General features: G+C 61.7%; 22 protein-coding genes and 1 riboswitch. Of the genes, 10 read left to right on the top strand and 12 right to left on the bottom strand.

Annotated elements, in window-relative coordinates:
• Positions 1-4 precede the first annotated feature (4 nt).
• Complete coding sequence (locus LDZ21_RS15845; RefSeq protein ID WP_244795751.1) at positions 5-1,108, bottom strand: ABC transporter ATP-binding protein; 1,104 nt, start codon at positions 1,106-1,108, stop codon at positions 5-7.
• A gap of 195 nt (positions 1,109-1,303) precedes the next feature.
• On the opposite strand from LDZ21_RS15845, the gene pdxR reads away from it, so the two are divergent.
• Positions 1,304-2,806 (top strand): MocR-like pyridoxine biosynthesis transcription factor PdxR, encoded by a 1,503-nt coding sequence (gene pdxR, locus LDZ21_RS15850; protein WP_244795752.1) that lies wholly within the window; start codon positions 1,304-1,306, stop codon positions 2,804-2,806.
• On the opposite strand, the gene LDZ21_RS31170 is transcribed toward pdxR, so the two are convergent.
• From LDZ21_RS31170 to LDZ21_RS15860, 3 genes are all read right to left on the bottom strand, one after another.
• Positions 2,803-2,928 (bottom strand): hypothetical protein, encoded by a 126-nt coding sequence (locus LDZ21_RS31170; RefSeq protein ID WP_280519424.1) that lies wholly within the window; start codon positions 2,926-2,928, stop codon positions 2,803-2,805. The two genes, pdxR and LDZ21_RS31170, sit on opposite strands and share 4 nt — an antisense overlap.
• Before the next feature lie 36 nt (positions 2,929-2,964).
• Positions 2,965-3,309 (bottom strand): DUF4148 domain-containing protein, encoded by a 345-nt coding sequence (locus tag LDZ21_RS15855; protein ID WP_244795753.1) that lies wholly within the window; start codon positions 3,307-3,309, stop codon positions 2,965-2,967.
• A gap of 150 nt (positions 3,310-3,459) precedes the next feature.
• Complete coding sequence (locus LDZ21_RS15860) at positions 3,460-4,470, bottom strand: LysR family transcriptional regulator (protein WP_244795754.1); 1,011 nt, start codon at positions 4,468-4,470, stop codon at positions 3,460-3,462.
• 204 nt (positions 4,471-4,674) lie between these two features.
• On the opposite strand from LDZ21_RS15860, the gene LDZ21_RS15865 reads away from it, so the two are divergent.
• The 5 genes from LDZ21_RS15865 (at position 4,675) to LDZ21_RS15885 (ending at position 11,860) form a co-directional block, all read left to right on the top strand.
• Entirely contained in the window at positions 4,675-5,493 is an 819-nt protein-coding gene (locus LDZ21_RS15865; RefSeq protein ID WP_244795755.1) for an alpha/beta hydrolase, read from the top strand.
• A 55-nt stretch (positions 5,494-5,548) separates the two neighbouring features.
• Entirely contained in the window at positions 5,549-6,745 is a 1,197-nt protein-coding gene (locus tag LDZ21_RS15870; RefSeq protein WP_244795756.1) for an efflux RND transporter periplasmic adaptor subunit, read from the top strand.
• A 31-nt stretch (positions 6,746-6,776) separates the two neighbouring features.
• Positions 6,777-9,977 carry an efflux RND transporter permease subunit gene (locus LDZ21_RS15875; RefSeq protein WP_035964585.1) on the top strand — a complete coding sequence of 1,067 codons (3,201 nt, stop codon included), beginning with the start codon at positions 6,777-6,779 and terminating at the stop codon, positions 9,975-9,977.
• Positions 9,978-10,000: 23 nt separating this feature from the next.
• A complete protein-coding gene (locus LDZ21_RS15880) occupies positions 10,001-11,491 on the top strand; it encodes an efflux transporter outer membrane subunit (protein ID WP_280519425.1) in 1,491 nt (496 codons plus the stop codon).
• Positions 11,492-11,638: 147 nt separating this feature from the next.
• Positions 11,639-11,860 carry a hypothetical protein gene (locus LDZ21_RS15885; protein WP_244795758.1) on the top strand — a complete coding sequence of 74 codons (222 nt, stop codon included), beginning with the start codon at positions 11,639-11,641 and terminating at the stop codon, positions 11,858-11,860.
• Between the two features lie 6 nt (positions 11,861-11,866).
• Here the strand turns inward: LDZ21_RS15885 and ppk2 are convergent, their stop codons facing one another.
• The gene (gene ppk2 / locus LDZ21_RS15890) at positions 11,867-12,763 is read right to left on the bottom strand and encodes a polyphosphate kinase 2 (RefSeq protein WP_244795759.1); all 897 of its coding nucleotides are present in this window, start codon (positions 12,761-12,763) and stop codon (positions 11,867-11,869) included.
• A gap of 200 nt (positions 12,764-12,963) precedes the next feature.
• Between ppk2 and lhpI the strand changes: the two genes are divergently transcribed.
• A complete protein-coding gene (gene lhpI, locus LDZ21_RS15895) occupies positions 12,964-13,887 on the top strand; it encodes a bifunctional Delta(1)-pyrroline-2-carboxylate/Delta(1)-piperideine-2-carboxylate reductase (RefSeq protein ID WP_244795760.1) in 924 nt (307 codons plus the stop codon).
• Positions 13,888-13,966: 79 nt separating this feature from the next.
• On the top strand, positions 13,967-14,302 hold the full coding sequence (locus LDZ21_RS15900; protein ID WP_244795761.1) for a hypothetical protein: 336 nt from the start codon (positions 13,967-13,969) through the stop codon (positions 14,300-14,302).
• A 55-nt stretch (positions 14,303-14,357) separates the two neighbouring features.
• Here the strand turns inward: LDZ21_RS15900 and hmuQ are convergent, their stop codons facing one another.
• Genes hmuQ through LDZ21_RS15915 form a run of 3 tightly spaced genes read right to left on the bottom strand, consistent with a single transcriptional unit; the run spans position 14,358 to position 15,654 of the window.
• On the bottom strand, positions 14,358-14,672 hold the full coding sequence (gene hmuQ / locus LDZ21_RS15905) for a heme-degrading protein HmuQ (RefSeq protein ID WP_244795762.1): 315 nt from the start codon (positions 14,670-14,672) through the stop codon (positions 14,358-14,360).
• A gap of 37 nt (positions 14,673-14,709) precedes the next feature.
• Positions 14,710-15,081 (bottom strand): DUF1428 domain-containing protein, encoded by a 372-nt coding sequence (locus tag LDZ21_RS15910; protein ID WP_244795763.1) that lies wholly within the window; start codon positions 15,079-15,081, stop codon positions 14,710-14,712.
• A gap of 27 nt (positions 15,082-15,108) precedes the next feature.
• Entirely contained in the window at positions 15,109-15,654 is a 546-nt protein-coding gene (locus LDZ21_RS15915; protein WP_244795764.1) for a histidine phosphatase family protein, read from the bottom strand.
• Between the two features lie 89 nt (positions 15,655-15,743).
• Positions 15,744-15,865, top strand: a riboswitch (cobalamin riboswitch).
• A gap of 30 nt (positions 15,866-15,895) precedes the next feature.
• On the opposite strand from LDZ21_RS15915, the gene LDZ21_RS15920 reads away from it, so the two are divergent.
• Both LDZ21_RS15920 and LDZ21_RS15925 read left to right on the top strand, forming a co-directional pair.
• Positions 15,896-16,132, top strand: a complete 237-nt coding sequence (locus LDZ21_RS15920; RefSeq protein WP_035964566.1) for a CbtB domain-containing protein — start codon at positions 15,896-15,898, stop codon at positions 16,130-16,132.
• 9 nt (positions 16,133-16,141) lie between these two features.
• Positions 16,142-16,906, top strand: coding sequence for a CbtA family protein (locus LDZ21_RS15925; protein WP_244795765.1), 765 nt, complete (start codon positions 16,142-16,144; stop codon positions 16,904-16,906).
• Here LDZ21_RS15925 and LDZ21_RS15930 read toward each other — a convergent pair.
• Genes LDZ21_RS15930 through LDZ21_RS15945 form a run of 4 tightly spaced genes read right to left on the bottom strand, consistent with a single transcriptional unit; the run spans position 16,903 to position 19,362 of the window.
• Positions 16,903-17,139, bottom strand: a complete 237-nt coding sequence (locus LDZ21_RS15930; RefSeq protein WP_244795766.1) for a DUF1289 domain-containing protein — start codon at positions 17,137-17,139, stop codon at positions 16,903-16,905. The genes LDZ21_RS15925 and LDZ21_RS15930 overlap by 4 nt on opposite strands.
• A complete protein-coding gene (locus tag LDZ21_RS15935; protein WP_244795767.1) occupies positions 17,136-18,434 on the bottom strand; it encodes a cobyrinic acid a,c-diamide synthase CobB in 1,299 nt (432 codons plus the stop codon). The genes LDZ21_RS15930 and LDZ21_RS15935 overlap by 4 nt, the downstream gene beginning before the upstream one ends.
• Positions 18,434-19,036 (bottom strand): cob(I)yrinic acid a,c-diamide adenosyltransferase, encoded by a 603-nt coding sequence (cobO, locus tag LDZ21_RS15940; protein WP_244795768.1) that lies wholly within the window; start codon positions 19,034-19,036, stop codon positions 18,434-18,436. Before cobO ends, LDZ21_RS15935 begins: the two co-directional genes overlap by 1 nt.
• Entirely contained in the window at positions 19,033-19,362 is a 330-nt protein-coding gene (locus tag LDZ21_RS15945) for a cobalamin biosynthesis protein (RefSeq protein WP_244795769.1), read from the bottom strand. Before LDZ21_RS15945 ends, cobO begins: the two co-directional genes overlap by 4 nt.
• Positions 19,363-19,502: the final 140 nt, after the last annotated feature.

A 19,502-nucleotide genomic window follows, 5' to 3' on the forward strand; every position in this document is an offset into this window, starting at 1 on the left:
CGTCTCACGCGAACACGCGCAAATGCTCGGGCGCGAATTCCAGTGCGATCGGCGCGCCGGGCGTAAAGCCTGCGAGGGCCTCGGTGCCGAGCGGCACCTTGACGAAACACTCGTCCTGATCGCGCACGCCGCAGCGCATGCGCACGTGGTCGCCGAAATAGATGAGGCTCCTGGCTTCACCCGCGAGCGCGTTGTGTCCGTTGGCGCCGTTCATGCGGTGCGCGCCGGCTGCGAGCTTCATGCGTTCGGGCCGGATGCACGCTACCGCCGACGCGCCGGCGTTCGCCTTCGCCACGTTCAGGCCCGAAAGCCGCGTGCCGTCCGCGAGCCGTATCTCGCAGTAATCGCCTTGCGTATGTTCGATGGTGCCCCGCAGCCGGTTGCTGTCGCCGATGAAGTTGGCGACGAACTCGTTGCACGGCGCTTCGTAGAGGTGGTCGACGGTATCGAGCTGCTGCACGATGCCCTTGTCGAACACGGCGACGCGGTCGCTCATGGTGAGCGCCTCGCCCTGATCGTGCGTGACGTACACAAAGGTGACGCCGAGCTTCTCGTGCAGCGACTTCAGTTCGTACTGCATGTGCTCGCGAAGCTGTTTGTCCAGCGCGCCGAGCGGCTCGTCCATCAGCACGAGCTTCGGCTCGAACACGAGCGCGCGAGCCAGCGCGATGCGCTGCTGCTGACCGCCCGACAACTGCGCCGGGTAACGCTTCGCGAAGCTCTCCATGCGCACCATCTTCAGCGCGTTGTTGACGCGATGAGCACGTTCTTCGGCGGACATCTTGCGCACTGTCAGCGGATATTCGACGTTCTGCTGCACCGACAGATGCGGAAAGAGCGCGTAGTTCTGAAACACCATGCCGATGTCGCGCTTGTGCGGCGGCACCTTGTTGAGCAGCTTGCCGTCGAGCCAGATTTCGCCGCCCGTCGGGAATTCGAAGCCCGCGAGCATCATGAGGCACGTGGTCTTGCCCGAGCCGGATGGCCCGAGCAGCGTAAGGAATTCGCCTTGGTAGATGTCGAGATCGAGAGACTTCACGACGAGCGTTTCGCCGTCGTAAGTCTTTCGGACGCCGCGAAAGCTGACGATCACCTGATCGGATTTCATCTTCCGTGTCTCCTTCGGAAAGCTGAATGCGGATATTTCGGATGCCGGCGCCGCAACGGGACGGCGAGCGGCTCCGGAAATTTTTTCCACTACTTGCGCTAACTATAGCCTGAGACGGTTCTACAATGGGGAACCATTTCAATATTCATCGGGGAGCCACTTCCGGCAGCCGGCTCCTCGTCCCGGGACAGGACTTTGAACGCTATCCTCCTTGCAGACTGGCTGAACGCGCGAATCGACCGCGCGCGCGAAGAGCCGGTCTACCGGCAACTGCTCGAGGCGATGCAGCAGGCCATTTTGACCGGTCAGCTCGCGTCGGGGGCGAAGCTGCCGAGCTCGCGCATGCTGGCGGCCGACATCGGCGTCGCGCGCAATACGGTGCTGCATGTGTACGAGCAGTTGACGGCCGAAGGCTATGTCACGTCCACGACCGGCAGCGGCACCTATGTCGCCGATACCGCCCCGAACGACCGTGCGGCCGTGCGCAAGCCGCAGGAACCAGCCGACGAAACGCCGCGCAAGCCTTGTCTGATATCGAAGCGGGGCGCGCGGCTGATCGCCCACGCGGGCGTCGCGCCGAAGCAGTGGGGCGCGTTCATGCCGGGCGTGCCGGATGTGGCGGAGTTTCCGTCGCGTACGTGGAGCCGTTTGCAGTCGCGGCTCTGGAAGCGCGCGAGTCCCGATTTGCTGACGTATGCGCCGGGCGGCGGGTACCGGCCGCTACGGCGCGCGTTGTCGGACTATCTGCGCGTCGCGCGTTCGGTGAAATGCACGCCGGATCAGATCATCATCACGACGGGGATTCATCAATCGATCGATCTCGCGGTGCGTCTTCTGACCGATAGCGGCGATCGCGCGTGGGTCGAGGAGCCGTGCTACTGGGGCGTGCGCAGCGTGCTGCAGGCGTCGGGGCTGTCGCTCGTGCCCGTGCCCGTCGACGAAGAAGGCCTCAATCCGAGCGCGCGCGACATGGCCGCGCCGCCGCGCATTGCGCTCGTGACGCCGTCGCATCAGTATCCGCTCGGCATGGTGATGAGTCTCGCGAGGCGTCGTGCGCTGCTCGAATTCGCGCGGCAGCATGGCGTGTGGATCATCGAGGACGACTACGACAGCGAGTTCCGTTATCGCAGCCGGCCGCTTTCGTCGCTGCAGGGACTCGACGATGCCGGGCAGGTCATCTATGTCGGCAGTCTCGGCAAGATGATGTTTCCCGGCTTGCGCATGGGCTATATGGTCGTGCCGGAGAATCTCGTCGATACGTTCCGCACCGGCGTAGCGGAGCTTTACCGCGAAGGCCAGTTGATGCAGCAAGCGGTGATGACGGAATTCATTCTGGATGGGCATTTGACGTCGCATGTGCGGCGCATGCGCGGCCTTTACGATGAACGCCGTCAGTTGCTCATCGACGCGATCGGCGCGCATTTCGGTGAAACGCTCGCCGTGCGCGGCGACGAAGCGGGCCTGCACTTCGTGCTCGAATTGCCCGGCAACGCGAGCGATCGCGCAATCACCGACGATGCGCTCGCGAACGGCGTAGTCACGCGTCCGCTTACGCACTACTACATGAATCAGGACGACGCGCGCAGGGGCTTGATGCTGGGCTATGCGTGTGTGCCGAACGCCGAGATCGCGCCCGCCTTTGCAAAGCTGGCGAGCGTGATCGAGCGGGCATTGAGCGCGGTGGAAGCGGGTTCCTAAAGAATCTCGGCGTCGATGTGCTGTTGAGTTTCGTCCGGTGCAAACGGACGCCAGACGGGCGCGTCCGTCGAGAAATCATCGAGCAAAGAGAATTGCTCCAGTGCCGATTCGGTATCGAACATGGGCTTATCCTTCGAATAGTTAGAATGACGAATGAATCAGCGTGCGCTCAGATTCGCGGCGGCCGGCGCGCCATTCGCGTAATCGACGATTGCCCGGTTGTGCGCTTCTGCCTGCGCGGCGACGGCGTCGCCCCACATGCTTCGCGAAGGATAAGTATTGCGATTGAGGGCCGGCAATGAGCCGTTCGAATAGGCTGCGGCGAGTTCGGCCCGCACTTGCGCACGCGTTTTGGGCGTTTCGCTTGCGCTTGCCGTGCTTTGCGTAGGCGTGAGATACGTTCCCGCACGGCCGATTCCCTGGCCGCCTTCCGCAAAAGCGGTGCTCGAGATCACGGCGGACACAGCGGCGAGCGAGAGGCTCGTGAGCAGATAGCGTTTCATGGTGCGACTCCTTTCGATCCTTCGGGATACGGCGCATCGTGTGAATGAACGATGCGCCGTGGCAGGACGAAATGTAGTCGCGCCGGTGCGGCGGATAAATGGCCTATTGACGAATAGATTTATCTATTGCGGCGAATAATCGTCGAGCCGTCAAACCACGACGTCCGCCGTGCCCGCGACTTCGGGCGTGCCGTGGCGAACGATCATCGGCGATGCGGTGCTCGTCGGCAGGCAGCGCTCTTCCGCTTCTTTTTGGCCCTGCAGCAGCGGGCAGCGTTCGAACAGCTCCGCCACCCAGTCGACGAACACGCGCACCTTCGGCGACAAATGCCGGTTGTGCGGATACACCGCGGAAATGGGCATCGGCATCGGGCTCCATTGCGGCAACAGTTCGACGAGTTCGCCCGAACGCAGATACGGCAGCGCCATGAATCGCGGCACCTGAACGATGCCCACGCCCTTGAGCCCGCAACTCAGATACGCTTCGGCATCGTTCACCGCGATCATGCCGCGCATCTTCACTTCGATGGTCTCGCCGTCCACGACGAAATCCATGTCCATGATTCGCCCAGTCCGGCTCGAGAAGTAATTGACGGCAGTGTGGTTCTGCAGATCGTCGAGCGTCGTCGGCGTGCCGTTGCGTTCCAGATATTGAGCGCTTGCCACCGTGACGCCCTGAAACACGCCGATGCGCCGCGCGACAAGACTCGAATCCTGCAGCGTGCCGACGCGGATCACGCAATCGACGCCTTCCTGAATGAGATCGACCGGCTTGTCGCCGAAGCCCATCATCAGTTCGATGTCCGGATAGCGCGTGTGGAAATCGCATAGCTGGGGCATAACGATCAGCCGCCCGATGGCCCCCGGCATGTCCACGCGCAACTTGCCGTGCGGCCCCTTGCCGTTGTTCGAGAACGTGCTCTCGGCTTCCTCGATGTCCCCGAGGATGCGCACGCATCGCTCGTAGTAGGCGGCGCCGTCCGGCGTGAGATTGAGCCTGCGCGTGGTGCGCTGAAGCAGCCGCACGTTGAGAAAGGCTTCGAGGTTCTGAATGATCGTCGTCACCGATGCACGCGGCAGGTTCAGCGTATCCGCTGCACGCGAAAAGCTGTTGGTGTCGACGACGCGAGTAAAGACCTGCATTGCTTGTAGCCGATCCATTTTCGTACCTTCGATGCTTATAGAGGCAGGGAATTAAGCGGCTGGCTAAGAAAATTGCCGGGAGCTTAAGCGATGATTGTTCGGGGCGACCGAATTGTGTTGCCGGATTATAGGCATTTATTAAAAAAGGCGCGGACTCCAGAATTCGCACCATCGCAACTCATGCGTGACGGCCTTGCATCAGGGCTGTGCACGGAAATAACCATGGCATCACTGCTGGATTTGGAGCAAGGACCGAGACTGTGCATCGAAGAGGCGCGCATTGCGGGCCATGTGCAGCCCATCATGCTGCGCAGCTATCGCCCCGCGTCGGACGGCACCGTCCTGCCCATCGTCCTCTATTTTCATGGCGGTGGTTTTACAAGCGGCACACTCGACGATGCCGACATCGCCGCGGCGACCATCGCACGCGATACGCCCGCATGGGTCGTGTCGGTGGCTTATTCGCTGGCGCCGCAGTATCCGTTTCCGGCCGCGCCCGAGGATGGTTATCGCGCGGCGCAATGGGCCGTGGCGCATGCGCGCGCTCAACGTGCGGACCCGCAGCGAGTAGGCGTGGCGGGCCACGATGCGGGCGGCAATCTCGCGACATGTGTTGCTGCCATTGCACGCGATCGCGGCGACATTCGCATGTCCGCGCAAGTGCTGCTGGCGCCGCTGCTCGATCCGAGCATGACGCGCGTCGCCGATGAGCGCAAGGTGCTGTGCCCCGATCTCGAACTGAGCGAATGCGCGCGCTGTTATCGCGCTTACCTGCCGAATCCGTCGCAACGCTTGCATCCGTATGCGGCGCCGCTCGAATCGCGTCGTCTTGCTGGCCTGCCTCCTGCATTGATCGCGAGCGCCGAGCATGACCTGCTGCACATCGAGGCTGAAAAGTACGCAGCGGAACTGATCTCGGCGGGCGTGCCCACCGAAGTGACGAGGCATTGCAAGGCATCGCATCAGGCGCTTGCCGCGCATCCCGACGCATTGGCCGATGTCGTCGCTTTCTTCAGGAAGCGGCTTGCGCGCACCAAATAAGCGCTAAGCCGAGCACCATAAAAAAACAATCTCAACGCAACCGGAGCCTTTCATCATGTTCTTCACTCGCAAACGCATCTACGCCGCGCTAGGCGCTGCGTTGGTCATCGCAGGCGCGGGCGGCTATACCGCCTGGCGCGGCCACGGCGACGCGGCGATCAACGAAGCCAAAGCCGCAGCGCATAGCCCCACTGCCACCGAAGTCGATGTCGCGACCGTCATTTCGAAGACCATCACCGACTGGCAAAGCTACTCGGGCAGGCTCGAAGCGGTGGACCACGTGGATATTCGCCCGCTCGTGCCCGGCACGATCGTCGCGGTGCATTTCAAGGATGGCGCGCTCGTGAAGAAGGGCGATCCGCTGTTCACGATCGATCCGCGTCCCTATGTAGCCGAAGTAGATCGCGCGCAAGCGCAACTCGCGGCGGCGCAGGCGCGCAACGGCTATACATCGACGGACGCCGCGCGTGCCGAACGTCTGCTCACGGATAACGCGATCGCCAAGCGCGACTACGACGAGAAGCAAAACGCCGCACGCGAGGCCGTCGCCAACCTGAAGGCTGCGCAAGCCGCCGTCGAAACCGCGAAGATCAATCTTGCCTATACGCGCATCACCGCGCCGGTATCGGGTCGCGTGTCGCGTGCGGAACTGACGGTGGGGAACATCGTATCGACGGGCGGCAATGCGCCCTTGCTGACGACGCTGGTGTCGGTCTCGCCGATCTATGCATCGTTCGATGTCGACGAACAAACCTATCTGCGCTATCTCGGCCGGGACGCGGGCCACACCGTGCCGGTGTCGCTCGGGCTTGCCAACGAAGAGGGTTATTCACGCGAAGGCGTCGTCGATTCCGTCGATAACCGCCTCGATACGACGTCCGGCACCATCCGCGTGCGTGCGCGCTTCAACAATCCGGACGGCTCGCTCGTGCCGGGGCTGTACGCACGCATCAAAGTGGGCGGCGGCACGCCTCACCCGGCCGTGCTCGTCGACGATGCCGCCATCGGCACCGATCAGGACAAGAAGTTCGTGATGGTCGTCGACAAGGACAACCGCGTGCAGTATCGCGAAGTCACGCTCGGTCAGACACATGACGGCTTGCGCGTGATTGCGAAGGGACTGGAAGCGGGCGAACGCATCGTCGTGAACGGATTGCAGCGCGTGCGTCCGAACGATGTCGTCAAAGCCAACGGTGTCGCGATGAACAACAGCGGCGATGCGCCCGTCGTGAAGACGGCATCGGCGCAGTGATTCGCGTGATCCGCAACGGAAAGAACTCGTCATGAACATATCCAAATTCTTCATCGACCGCCCGATCTTTGCGGGCGTGTTGTCGGTGGTCGTGCTGCTGGCGGGCATCATCGCGATGTTCAAGCTGCCGATCTCCGAGTATCCGGAAGTCGTGCCGCCATCGGTCGTCGTGCATGCGCAGTATCCCGGCGCGAACCCGAAGGTGATTGCGGAGACCGTGGCTTCGCCGCTCGAAGAGCAGATCAACGGCGTCGAAGACATGCTGTACATGCAGTCGCAGGCGAACAGCGACGGCAATCTCACGACGACCGTCACGTTCAAGCTCGGCACCGACCCGGACAAGAACACGCAGCTCGTGCAGAACCGCGTGAATCAGGCGCTGCCGCGTTTGCCGCAAGACGTGCAGCGGCTCGGCGTGACGACGATCAAGTCATCGCCGACGCTCACGATGGTGGTTCACCTGAACTCGCCGAACGGCCGCTACGACATGACGTATCTGCGCAATTACGCGCTCATCAACGTCAAGGATCGGCTTGAGCGTATCGCCGGTGTGGGTGAAGTGCAGTTGTGGGGCTCGGGCGATTATTCGATGCGCGTCTGGCTCGATCCGCAAAAGGTCGCGCAGCGCGGCATGACGGCGACCGATGTCGTCAATGCGATCCGCGAGCAGAACGTGCAGGTTGCGGCTGGCGTGATCGGCGGTTCGCCGACGCTGCCCAACGTGCCGCTGCAGTTGAACGTGAATGCGCGCGGCCGCTTGCAGAACGAGTCCGAGTTCCGCGACATCGTGCTGAAGACTTCGCCGGATGGCGCGGTCACGCATCTCAGCGATGTCGCGCGCGTCGAACTCGCGGCATCCGAGTACGGCCTGCGCTCGTTGCTCGACAACAAGTCGGCCGTGGCGATCGCAATCAACCAGCAACCGGGCGCAAACTCGCTCCAGATCTCCGACGAAGTGCGCAAGACGATGAAGGAACTGCAGGCCGACATGCCTGCGGGCCTCGAGTATCAGATCGTCTATGACCCGACGCAGTTCGTGCGCTCGAGTATCGAGGCGGTCATTCATACGCTCGTCGAAGCGATTGCGCTCGTCGTGCTGGTGGTGATCGTGTTCCTGCAAACGTGGCGTGCTTCGATCATTCCGCTGCTTGCGGTGCCGGTGTCGATCGTCGGGACGTTCTCGCTGTTGCTTGCGTTCGGCTTCTCGATCAACGCGCTGTCGCTGTTCGGCATGGTGCTCGCGATCGGTATCGTGGTCGACGATGCGATCGTCGTCGTCGAAAACGTCGAGCGCAATATCGAAGCGGGCTTGTCGGCGCGAGATGCCACGTATCAGGCGATGCGCGAAGTGAGCGGGCCGATCATCGCGATTGCCCTGACGCTCGTTGCCGTGTTCGTGCCGCTCGCGTTCATGTCCGGCCTGACGGGTCAGTTCTATAAGCAGTTCGCGATGACCATCGCGATCTCGACGGTGATCTCCGCGTTCAACTCGCTGACGCTTTCGCCGGCGCTCGCAGCGCTTCTTCTGAAGGGCCACGATGAACCGAAGGACTGGCTCACGCGTGGAATGGATCGCGTGTTCGGCGGCTTCTTCCGCGGCTTCAACAAGGTCTTTCATCGCGGATCGGACGCGTACGGCAAGGGCGTCACCCGCGTCATCAACCGCAAGGCGATCATGATGGTCGTGTATGCGGTGCTGCTCGGCGGTGCGGTGCTGATGGGCAAGCTCGTGCCGGGCGGCTTCGTGCCCGCGCAGGACAAGGAGTATCTGATCAGCTTCGCGCAGTTGCCGAACGGCGCATCGCTCGATCGCACCGAAGGCGTGATCCGCCAGATGAGCGACATCGCGCTCAAACAGCCGGGCGTGGAAAGCGCGGTGGAATTTCCGGGCCTGTCGGTGAACGGCTTCACGAATTCCTCGAGCGCGGGCATTGTCTTCGTCACGCTCAAGCCGTTCAAGGACCGCGTGCATGACAAGTCGCTGTCGGCCAATGCCATTGCCGGTGCGTTGAATCAGAAGTATGCGGGCATCAAGGGCTCGTTCATCGCCGTGTTCCCGCCGCCGCCGGTGCTCGGTCTCGGCACGCTCGGCGGCTTCAAGATGCAGCTTGAAGATCGCGGCGCGCTCGGCTATGCGGCGCTCGCCGATGCCACGCAGGCGTTCATCAAGCGCGCATCTCAGACGCCGGAACTCGGGCCGACGTTCTCGAGCTATCAGATCAACGTGCCGCAACTGAACGTGGATCTGGATCGCGTGAAAGCGAAGCAACTGGGCGTTTCGGTGACGGATGTGTTCGACACGATGCAGGTCTATCTCGGCTCGCTGTATGTCAACGACTTCAACCGCTTCGGACGCGTGTACCAGGTGCGCGTGCAGGCCGATGCGCCGTTCCGTGCGAATCCCGAAGACATCGGCTTGCTGAAGACGCGCAACGCGAACGGAGACATGGTGCCGCTTTCCTCGCTCGTGAAGGTATCGCCGACGTATGGCCCGGAAATGGTGGTGCGTTACAACGGCTACACGGCAGCGGATATCAACGGCGGTCCTGCGCCGGGATATTCGTCGGGCCAGGCACAGGCGGCTGCGGAACGCATTGCGGCTGAAGTGCTGCCGCGCGGGATCAAGTTCGAATGGACGGACCTTACGTATCAGCAGATTCTCGCGGGCAACGCTGCACTGTGGGTGTTCCCGATCAGCGTGCTGCTCGTGTTTCTCGTGCTTGCCGCGTTGTATGAAAGCCTGACGCTGCCGCTCGCGGTGATCCTCATCGTGCCGATGAGCATCCTCTCCGCGCTGCTCGGCGTATGGCTCACGGATGGCGACAACAACATCTTCACGCAGATCGGCTTGATGGTGCTTGTGGGCTTGTCGGCGAAGAACGCCATTCTTATCGTGGAGTTCGCTCGTGAGCTGGAAATGCAGGGACGTTCCATCGTGCAGGCGGCGATCGAAGCGAGCCGCTTGCGTCTGCGTCCGATTCTGATGACATCCATCGCGTTCATCATGGGCGTGGTGCCGCTCGTGTTGTCGTCGGGTGCGGGTTCGGAGATGCGTCATGCGATGGGCGTTGCAGTGTTCTTCGGCATGCTCGGTGTAACGCTGTTCGGTCTGATGCTGACGCCGGTGTTCTACGTGATCCTGCGCAAGCTGAGCCGCACGGAACATGTGACGGACAAGCACGGCACGCATCCGCAGATGCGCGGTATCGGTGCTTCGTACGAAGCGCAATGAGGTGGATGATGAATAAGTCGCTAATGAAACGATGGTTGGGCTTGCCGGCTTTGATGGCGTCGCTGCTCGTGGTCGCGGGGTGCTCGCTTGCCCCGACCTATGAAAAGCCGGATGTGAATCCGCCGGCTGCGTACAAGGAAACGCCGACGCTGTCGCCATCGGAAGCGGGTACGTGGAAGACCGCGCAGCCTTCGGAAGAAATGCTGCGCGGCGAGTGGTGGACCGTGTTCGACGACGCCACGCTCAACGATCTCGAACGTCAGGCGCAGGAGGCGAATCAGAATCTGAAGGCTGCGGCGGCGCGCGTGAAGGAATCGCGCGCAATCAATCAGACGGCGCGTGCAGGTCTCTTTCCGACGCTCGATGCAGGCTTCGGTCCGACACGCGAGAAGTTCTCGCCGGCCTCGCAATTCCTGCCGCCCGACGGGAACGTTCCGGCGCAGACGTTGTGGCGCGCGCAAGCGAGCGTGTCGTATGAAGTCGATCTGTTCGGCCGCGTCTCGAACTCGGTGCAGGCGGCCAACGCGGACACGGAACAAAGCCAGGCGTTGTTCCGTTCCGTGCAGCTTGCATTGCAGGCGGACGTCGCGCAGAACTACTTCAATCTTCGCGAGCTGGATGCGGAAGCCGATGTTTTCGCGCGCACCGTGTCCCTGCGTGAAGAAGCGCTCAAGCTCGTGCAGCGGCGCTTCGCGGAAGGCGATATCAGCGAACTCGACGTCGCGCGTGCGCGCTCCGAACTGGCAACGGCTCGTTCCGATGCGATGACGGTGCAACGCTTGCGCGCGGCATCGGAGCATGGTCTTGCGGTACTGCTCGGCAAGGCGCCCGCGCAATTCACGATGGCCGCCAACCCGCTCAAGCCGGTGACGGTGCGCTTGCCGCCGGACTTGCCTTCGTCGTTGCTCGAACGCCGTCCGGATATCGCTGCAGCGGAGCGGTCGATGGCCGCAGCGAATGCGCGCATCGGCGTGGCGAAGGCGGCGTTCTTTCCGTCGTTGACCTTGACGGGATCGGGCGGCTTCGAATCGGCGACGCTCGGCGATCTCTTCAACTGGTCGAGCCGCACGTTCCTGCTCGGGCCGTTCGCGGGCACGATGCTCAATCTGCCGATCTTCGATGGCGGGCGTCGCAAGGGCAATCTCGCGAATGCGCGCGCCATTTACGAAGAGGACGTGGCAAATTATCGTCAGCAAGTGCTGGTGGCTTTCCGTGAAGTCGAAGACAACCTGTCGGACTTGCGCATCCTCGAAACGCAGACCACGACGCAGGCAGATGCGGTGAACGCATCGGTGCGCGCCGCGCAGCTTTCACGCAGGCAGTACACGGAAGGCGCGGTGAATTACCTCGATGTGATCGACGCGGAGCGAACCGTGTTGCAGTCGCAGCGCGCGGCCGTTCAGCTTGCGGGGACACAGGCGGTATCGACGGTGAACCTGATACGCGCGCTTGGCGGCGGATGGGGCGATGCGATGCCCACGCCGGTTCCCGAACCGAGTCTCGCGAAGAACTAATGCCGGTCTTTGGCCCCGCTGAATGCGGGGCCTTTTTTGTTTCTGACCGCGATTGTTCGCTTCAAGGAACATATGTCTTCACTTGCGGCCCATTTATCGGCATCGCTTGGATCCATAGAATACAAGTCATGGGAATGGGAGCCGCCAATGAGAGCCTTGATCGCCAGACAAATCTATCAACCTGCCGTCGTGCTGCCTTTGCTGCTGCTCATGCGGCTCATGGTCACGCTCGACTTCAATCTCGCGCAAGTCATGTTCGTGATGCTGCTCAGAGGTTCGCAGCACGCTTATCAGTTCGTCGCGCGTCAGGCGGTGCATCGTGAGCGCGGGCAGGCAATCGATCGCATTGCCTGCCGTCACTGCTGCTGAGGCTTGTCAATAGACTTCGGGAACGTACATCTCGTGCGGCACGGGCTGGCGTAAATAATCCGGATTGAATACGCGCTCGGGCAGCTGTATCGAAGAATGCTCGATCTCGTGATACGGCACCTGACTCAACAGGTGATGAATGCAGTTGAGGCGTGCGCGCTTCTTGTCAACGGCCTGCACCACCCACCACGGCGCTTCCGGTATGTGCGAGCGTTGCAGCATGACTTCCTTCGCGGCCGTATAGGCTTCCCATCGGCGGCGGCTTTCGAGATCCATCGGGCTGAGCTTCCACTGCTTCAACGGATCTTCGATGCGCGCCTGAAAGCGCACTTCCTGTTCATCGTCGGTAATCGAAAACCAGTACTTGATGATCTGAATGCCGCTGCGTACCAGCATCTTCTCGAACTCCGGCACCGAGCGAAAGAATTCTTCGTACTCTTCATCGGTGCAGAAGTGCATCACGCGTTCGACGCCCGCGCGGTTATACCAGCTTCGATCGAACAACACGATCTCGCCGCCAGCCGGCAGATGCGACACATAACGCTGGAAATACCATTGCGTACGCTCGCGATTGTTCGGCGCAGGCAGTGCAGCGACGCGGCATACACGCGGATTGAGCCGCTGCGTGATGCGTTTGATTGCGCCGCCTTTGCCGGCGGCGTCGCGTCCCTCGAAGATGACGACGAGCCTGTGTCCCGTGTGCACGACCCAGTCCTGCAACTTGACGAGTTCGCCTTGCAAGCGGAAAAGCTCGCGGAAATAGGTCTTGCGGATCGCCCGTTCTTCATCGGAGAAGGCCGCTTCGCCGTCCATCAGGCGGTCGTCGATCTCCATCTCGAACTCTTCGTCGTAGCTGTCGATCAGGTCGGCGTGAAAACGGCGCTGTTTGTCCGTCATGTTCATGTCGTGCTCCGGAATGCATCTGGTTCGCGCGGTCGTTCGTGAGCGGCGCGGGACGCCCGATTATGACCGCATGGCGTTGCAGTCGTATGACGCCGCAATCGATTCGTCCATTGTAGAAACGCTCGCGCTTTCTGACACGCGTTCGTGCGCCGTTAGAATATTCCGGCGCTTGGCGCTAAAACTCAGAGAGGCGACTCACGATGACCGACACGTTCGATGCAGTGCAAACCGCGCGCCTATTGCCTTACGATCGCCTCGTCGACACTTTGGCCGCGACCATGCTCGACTACACGGCGGGCCGCATCGTCAGTCCCGAGCGCATGGTCGTGCCGCTCGCGCACGGCGGCGTGATGTTGTCGATGCCCGCGTCCGCCGCCGATATCGCCATGCACAAGCTCGTGAACGTGTGCCCCGGCAACGGCGCGCTGGGCTTGCCCACGATACACGGACAGGTCAGCGCATTCGATGCTGCAACCGGTGCGCTGCAATTCATGCTGGACGGTCCGACCGTCACGGGCCGCCGAACCGCCGCGGTATCCATGCTTGCCATTCGCACGCTCGCCGCACAAGCGCCTCGGGCAGTGCTCGTTATCGGTACCGGCAAACAGGCTGCGCATCATGTCGAGGCGCTTGCGAGCCTTTATCCCGAAGCGCACATCCATGTTCTCGGCTCGCGGCCGGGCCGCGCGGGCGTATTCTTCGAGGAGAACGCGGGTTTGTCCGCCAATATGGAACCGCTGGAACACGGTTCGGTGCCCGATTCGATCGACGTCGTGATTACGGCGACAACGAGCAAAACGCCGGTCTATACGCAGCCGGCGAACCCGGCTCGGCTCGTCATCGGCGTGGGCGCATTCACCGCGGACGCGGCCGAAATCGCGCCGTCGATCATTCATGCCAGCGAGCTTTATGTCGACGATCCGGCTGGCGCTCGCCACGAAGCGGGGGACTACATTCTCGCGGATGTCGACTGGAATGCAGTGACGCCCCTTGCGTCGGCGCTTGTTTCGCGCAGCGTTTCCGGCCGTCCGGTGGTATTCAAGTCGGTCGGCTGTGCGGCGTGGGATCTCGCTGCATGCCGCGTCGCAAGAGCTGTTTTATCGTCGCAAGAGGCGAGCGCGTAGGCGGGTTGGAACGATCTTTGCTGTCTAATAAACAGACGATGCGCTTCGGGCGCAGGGCACTTCAGCGAAGATCAGACCAATGAATAGTCGAAGCGAAACGGATTGGACCGCACGGCCATTGCGCCGGACCGCGTTCGATGGACACCGCGACGGTGCGGGCGAATCGCATGGCGTGCGTGCCGCACATCCCACTCCTGCCGGGCGCGCAGCCCCGCCCGCCGCCTACTTCATCTCCGTGCTGGAACTGGCGACCGGCGAAAAGCTGGGCAACGAAGAGCGGGTGCGCGCGGTGGCCATGCTCGAATCGCAGTTCGGCGAAGGACGGCCCCGGACCTTGAAGGAAGCCGTACGCATCTGCGCCGCCGCAATCGATTCTTCGACGCTGCAACGGATGGCTCGCGGGGCAAAGGCTTAGTCCATTGCGATGGCGACTTTAGCGCGTTTTTTCATCGACGTGTAAAACGCGCGTGTTAGCTGATCGTCTGAATGACTTCAAAGCCTTCGAATTCCGGATGACCCAGATAGAGCTGACGTGACTCGCCGCCCGCGTTGCGATGAGCGGCGCGAAACGCGTCCGAGCGCGTCCAGTCTTCAAATGCGGCACGATTCGCCCAGATTGTATGGCTCGAATAAAGCACGTGGTCGTCCTTAATCGGGCCTTTCAACAGATGAAACTCGACGAAGCCGGGCACTTCCTTCAGATGAGTATCGCGGCTCGTCCACAGCCGTTCGAAATCCGACTCGGCGCCCGGCACTATCTTGAAGCGATTCATGGCGATGAACATGTCGATGCTTTTCCTTTGTGAATTGCGCTAAGCGCGCTCAGGCGCTGCCGAGTTCGACCAGCGTCTTGAATCCGCCGAAGAACATGCGTTTTCCGTCGAACGGCGGCGGAGCCTTCTCCATCATGGCCTTCAGCCGAGGGTCGTTCATGACTTTCTCGTTCACTGCGTCGCGTTGCTCTCGCGAATCGTAAAGTATCCACGAGAACGCAACTGTCTCGCCTTCCTTTAGCTGAACGCTCTGCGGAAACGAAGTGAGTTCGCCCGGTTTGACGTCATCGGCGATGGCTTCGACGAACTGCAGCGCGCCGTGTTCGAGCCATATTCTGCCGGCTTCCTCGGCCATGGCCCGGTATGCATCTATCTTGTCGATTGGCACGGGTACGACGAAACCATCAACGTAGTGCGCCATGTGAGTCTCCTTGAGTGTGCGGCAGCGTCATGCGCTGTCGATGCTTTTGAGCCTTGCGCTGGCATCGAAGTTTCGTACGGACCATAAACGACGCGCTTCATCATATTCAAGCTGTATCGACGACAAGGGCGCGAAATCCATTCTCAACGACGACGCCAGTGCTTCGCCGCGCACATGCGCGAGCGCCGCTTTGACGACGATCGCATGCGTGACCACGATGCAGCATTCATGCAACGCATCGGTCCCGATACGCGTCAGCGCCCCGGCGACGCGTTCCGCCAGCATGGCGATGCTCTCGCCGCCATGCGGGCGCGCATTCACATCCGATAACCACGCAGCGATGTTTGCCGCTTCCTGCTGCGCAATCTCGCGAAGGGCATGGCCGCGCCAACGGCCATAGTCGATATCGTCGAACGCAGGGTCGATCGTGAAATTACTCGTTAGCCATGAGGCCGTCTCGCGCGCTGCGGCGGCCGGACTGGAAATGACAGGAACGTCGTGAGGAAGATCGAAGCGCGCGAATTCGCCGCGCTCAACGGGTTCGTCACCAGTCGGAAAGCGCGCGGCTCTCATGGCATGCGTAGCGCCGTGGCAAAGCAGAATAACGTTCACTTCAATCAATCGCCTTAGAGCAGCATTGCTTTACTTTGCCGGTAATCGTCATAGAATGGCAAGCTTGCAGTGCGAGGAAGCCGGTGCAAACCCGGCACGGTCGCGCCACTGTAAGCGGGCGTGTCAAATAGATAGCCCGCGAGTCAGACCCCGCTGCAAGCTCTTCGTCTATCGGGACGCGCTTTTCCCAGGAGAACCATCCATGAATGCTTCCAACGCACCGGTCTTTTCCGCTGCTCCTTCTTTGCCGACAATCGACGCACCTGTCCCCATTCCGGTGCGCGAAGTCCTGCCTTGGGCCGTGTTTATCGGCCTCATTCTGCTAATCGCCATTTACTTCGTCGGCGCAGAGCAGGGCGCAACGTCGATTCTGTCGGGCACCTACGTCCACGAGTTCGTTCACGATGGCCGGCATTTGCTCGGCTTTCCGTGCCACTGAGGACGGGCCGTGATTCGCAGTCTGTTGATACGCGGCATGATCGCGGGACTCGTCGCGGGCCTGCTCGGCTTCGCGTTCGCAAAGACGGTGGGTGAAGCATCGGTCGAGCGCGCCATCGCTTTCGAAGCGCAGCACGAACATGCGCATGCAGGGCATGAAGGGGCGGCGCATTCACACGAACACGAAGGCGGCGAAGACATCGTTAGCCGCGATACTCAGGCGGGCTTAGGCTTGCTCACAGGCATCGCGGTATTCGGCACGGCGCTCGGCGGCATTTTCTCGCTTGTCTTTGCCCTCGCTTACGGGCGGCTCGGCGCTTTGCACGCGCGTGGCGTAGCGGCATTGCTCGCGATGTTCGGCTTCGTCAGCGTGACCGTTGCGCCGTTTCTCGTGTATCCGCCGAATCCGCCCGCCGTCGGCAATCCTGAGACCATCGGCGTGCGCACTGCATTGTTCTTCGGCATCGTTGCGATTTCCATTGCGACGGCGGCTTTTTCCGTGTGGTTTCAAAGGCGCTTGCATGGCACTCAGGGCAACTGGAATGCGACGATCATCGCGGGCGCTGCGTATATGGCGTTGATGGTGCTTGCGCAATTCATCCTGCCGCGCGTCGATGAAGTGCCCGCTGGTTTCTCCGGATCGTTGCTCTGGAATTTCCGCGTGGCCGCCATCGGCATTCAGGCGATCATCTGGACGACGCTCGGACTTGTCTTCGGCGCACTCGCCGCCCGCGAACTGGAACGTCCCGCGCGGCGAAGCATGGCGACGGTCTAAGCGATCTTCACGCCCGACACCGATGCTTGCCTGCCGGGCAATTCCTCGAGAAGGGCGAGCTTTGCGGCATCGTCCATCGATCTGAAGGCTTTGATTTCCGCTCGGCTTCTGAAGCATCCCGCGCACAGTTCGTGTGCGGGATCGATCCTGCATACGCCGGTGCAAGGCGAACCAATGGGTTCTTGCGCTTTCGCGCGTTCGATCGTGAAGGCGAGGTCCAATGTCATCGTCATAGTGATTCGCCGCGAAACAGCGCGGCGGCTGCCGCCGGGTTCGACGGCCAATAAGCGTGCATATACGTTGCCGTGATGCGGCTCTGGCGATAAAGCGCTTCGCCTGCCGCGCCCGTCGTTGCATGCGTCGCGGTGAGTTGCGGCTGCATCGGCGTATCGAGTGTCGAGTAGTGAAAGGTGTGGCCGGTGAGCACGCCATGTGCAGTGTCGAGACGCTGCATCGCGAGGCGTGCGAGACGCCGCTGCATGGTCGCATTGCCGGGCAACACACCAAGCATCGCGTGCCGGTTGCCTTCGATATCCGTCAGCGTGTCGAGCAGATAAAGCATGCCGCCGCATTCCGCGACGACCACGCGCTCACGCGCAACGTGCTCCCTGATCGACGCTCGCGTGCATGCATTCGATGCGAGCGTGGCCGCATGCAGTTCGGGATAGCCGCCGGGAAGATAGAGCGCATCGGTATCGGCGGGCAGCGGTTCGTCGGCGAGCGGAGAGAACGTCGTGACGGTCGCGCCCATCGCAATCAGCAAGTCGATGTTCGCCGGATAGATGAAAGAAAACGCGGTATCGCGCGCGATGGCGATTCGCATCCCATCGGGCACGCGCGGCGGTGCATCGAGCGTCGCATCTTCGAACTCGACATACGGCGGCAGGTCGCCAAGCGAGGTGGTAGCGATGGCATCGGCGGCGCGATCGAGGCGTGCATCGAGGCTCGCGATTTCCTGCGCTTGCGTCAGGCCGAGATGACGCTCGGGCAACGCGATATCGTCCGCGTTGGACAGATGCCCGCAATAGCGCAATCCGTCCGGAATGGCTTCGGCAAGCATCTGCGCATGACGCGCCGATGCCACGCGATTGGCGAGCACGCCATAGAACGGCACATCCGTGCGATAACGCGCCAGCCCGAACGCCACCGCGCCGAACGTTTGCGCCATGCCATGCGCGCCGATCACGGCGAGCACGGGCACGTTGAACGTGGCGGCCAGATCGGCGCTGCTGGGCGTGCCATCGAACAAACCCATGACGCCTTCAATCAGAATGAGATCGGCTTCACGCGCTGCTTTTGCAAGCATCGCGCGGCAGGCATCGAGGCCGACCATCGACAGATGCAGCGAATAAACGGGCGAACCGCATGCCCGTTCGAGAATCATCGGATCGAGAAAATCCGGGCCGGTCTTGAAGACGCGCACGCGCCGGCCTTGCCGCGCATGATGGCGCGCAAGCGCGGCCGTCACGGTGGTCTTGCCTTGATGCGAGGCGCTCGCACCGATGAAGAGTGCAGGGCAGCGCGGCATCAGAATTCGACGCCGCGTTGCGCCTTGACGCCTTGCTCGCGATACGGATGCTTCACGAGCCGCATCTCGGTGACGAGATCGGCGATGTCGACGAGCGCATCTGGCGCATGACGGCCCGTCACGACGACGTGCAGCATCGCGGGCCGCGCCTTCAGCACATCGAGCACTTCATCGAGCGGCAGATACTCGTACTTGAGCACGGTATTGAGTTCGTCGAGCACGACCATCTGATACTCGCCGCTCTCGATCATGCGGCGCGCTTCATTCCAGCCTTTGCGCGCGGTCGCCATATCGGCTTCGCGGTTCTGCGTGTTCCACGTATAGCCATCGCCCATCGTGACGAAATCGCAATTCGCCACTGCGGCGAGGAAATCGCGCTCGGACGTATGTAACGCGCCCTTGATGAATTGCACGACGCCGAGCTTCATGCCGTGGCCGAGCACGCGCACCGCCATGCCGAATGCGGCTGTGGTCTTGCCCTTCCCATTGCCGGTATTCACGATCAACAAACCCTTCTCGTGATCGGCGGCGGCCTGCTTCTTTTCGTGGCCTTCCTTGCGACGCTGCGTCATGCGCAGATGCGATTCGGTATCGGTTTTCATGGGACTTTCGTATCTGATGGCGCGTTCTTCATTGCAATGGCGACAGTCACATCGCCGACGATAGTCTTCCCAAGCACGAGGCGTCCGCCCTGGCTTGCCAGTATCGCGCAAGGCTCGCACACGCCATCGACGTTCACGTGCTTGCCGGCATACGGCGAATAGCTTGCTGGCGCTTCGGCAATTTCTTCCGTTCGGAAGAATTGCAAAGCAAGACCATGTTGCTCACAAAACGCAAGCAAGCCTGCTTCATTCGCTTTCGCGGCAATGCTGGCGACCAGCGCAATATCCTCGAACAGAAAGGCGGTTGCGCCAAGCGCCGCGCGCACGGCTTGCTCTATGGCGTCCGCGCTTGCGCCTCGCCTGCAACCGATGCCGACGGCAAGATGGCGCCGCTTCGCGCTAATGGTCATCATCGAAATGGAATGGCAGCTTGCGCCGTGCATGCGTCCCTCGCGGATGCGCGGCG

Origin of the sequence: Caballeronia grimmiae (genome assembly GCF_022879615.1) — a bacterium.
Classification (GTDB): Bacteria; Pseudomonadota; Gammaproteobacteria; order Burkholderiales; family Burkholderiaceae; genus Caballeronia; species Caballeronia grimmiae.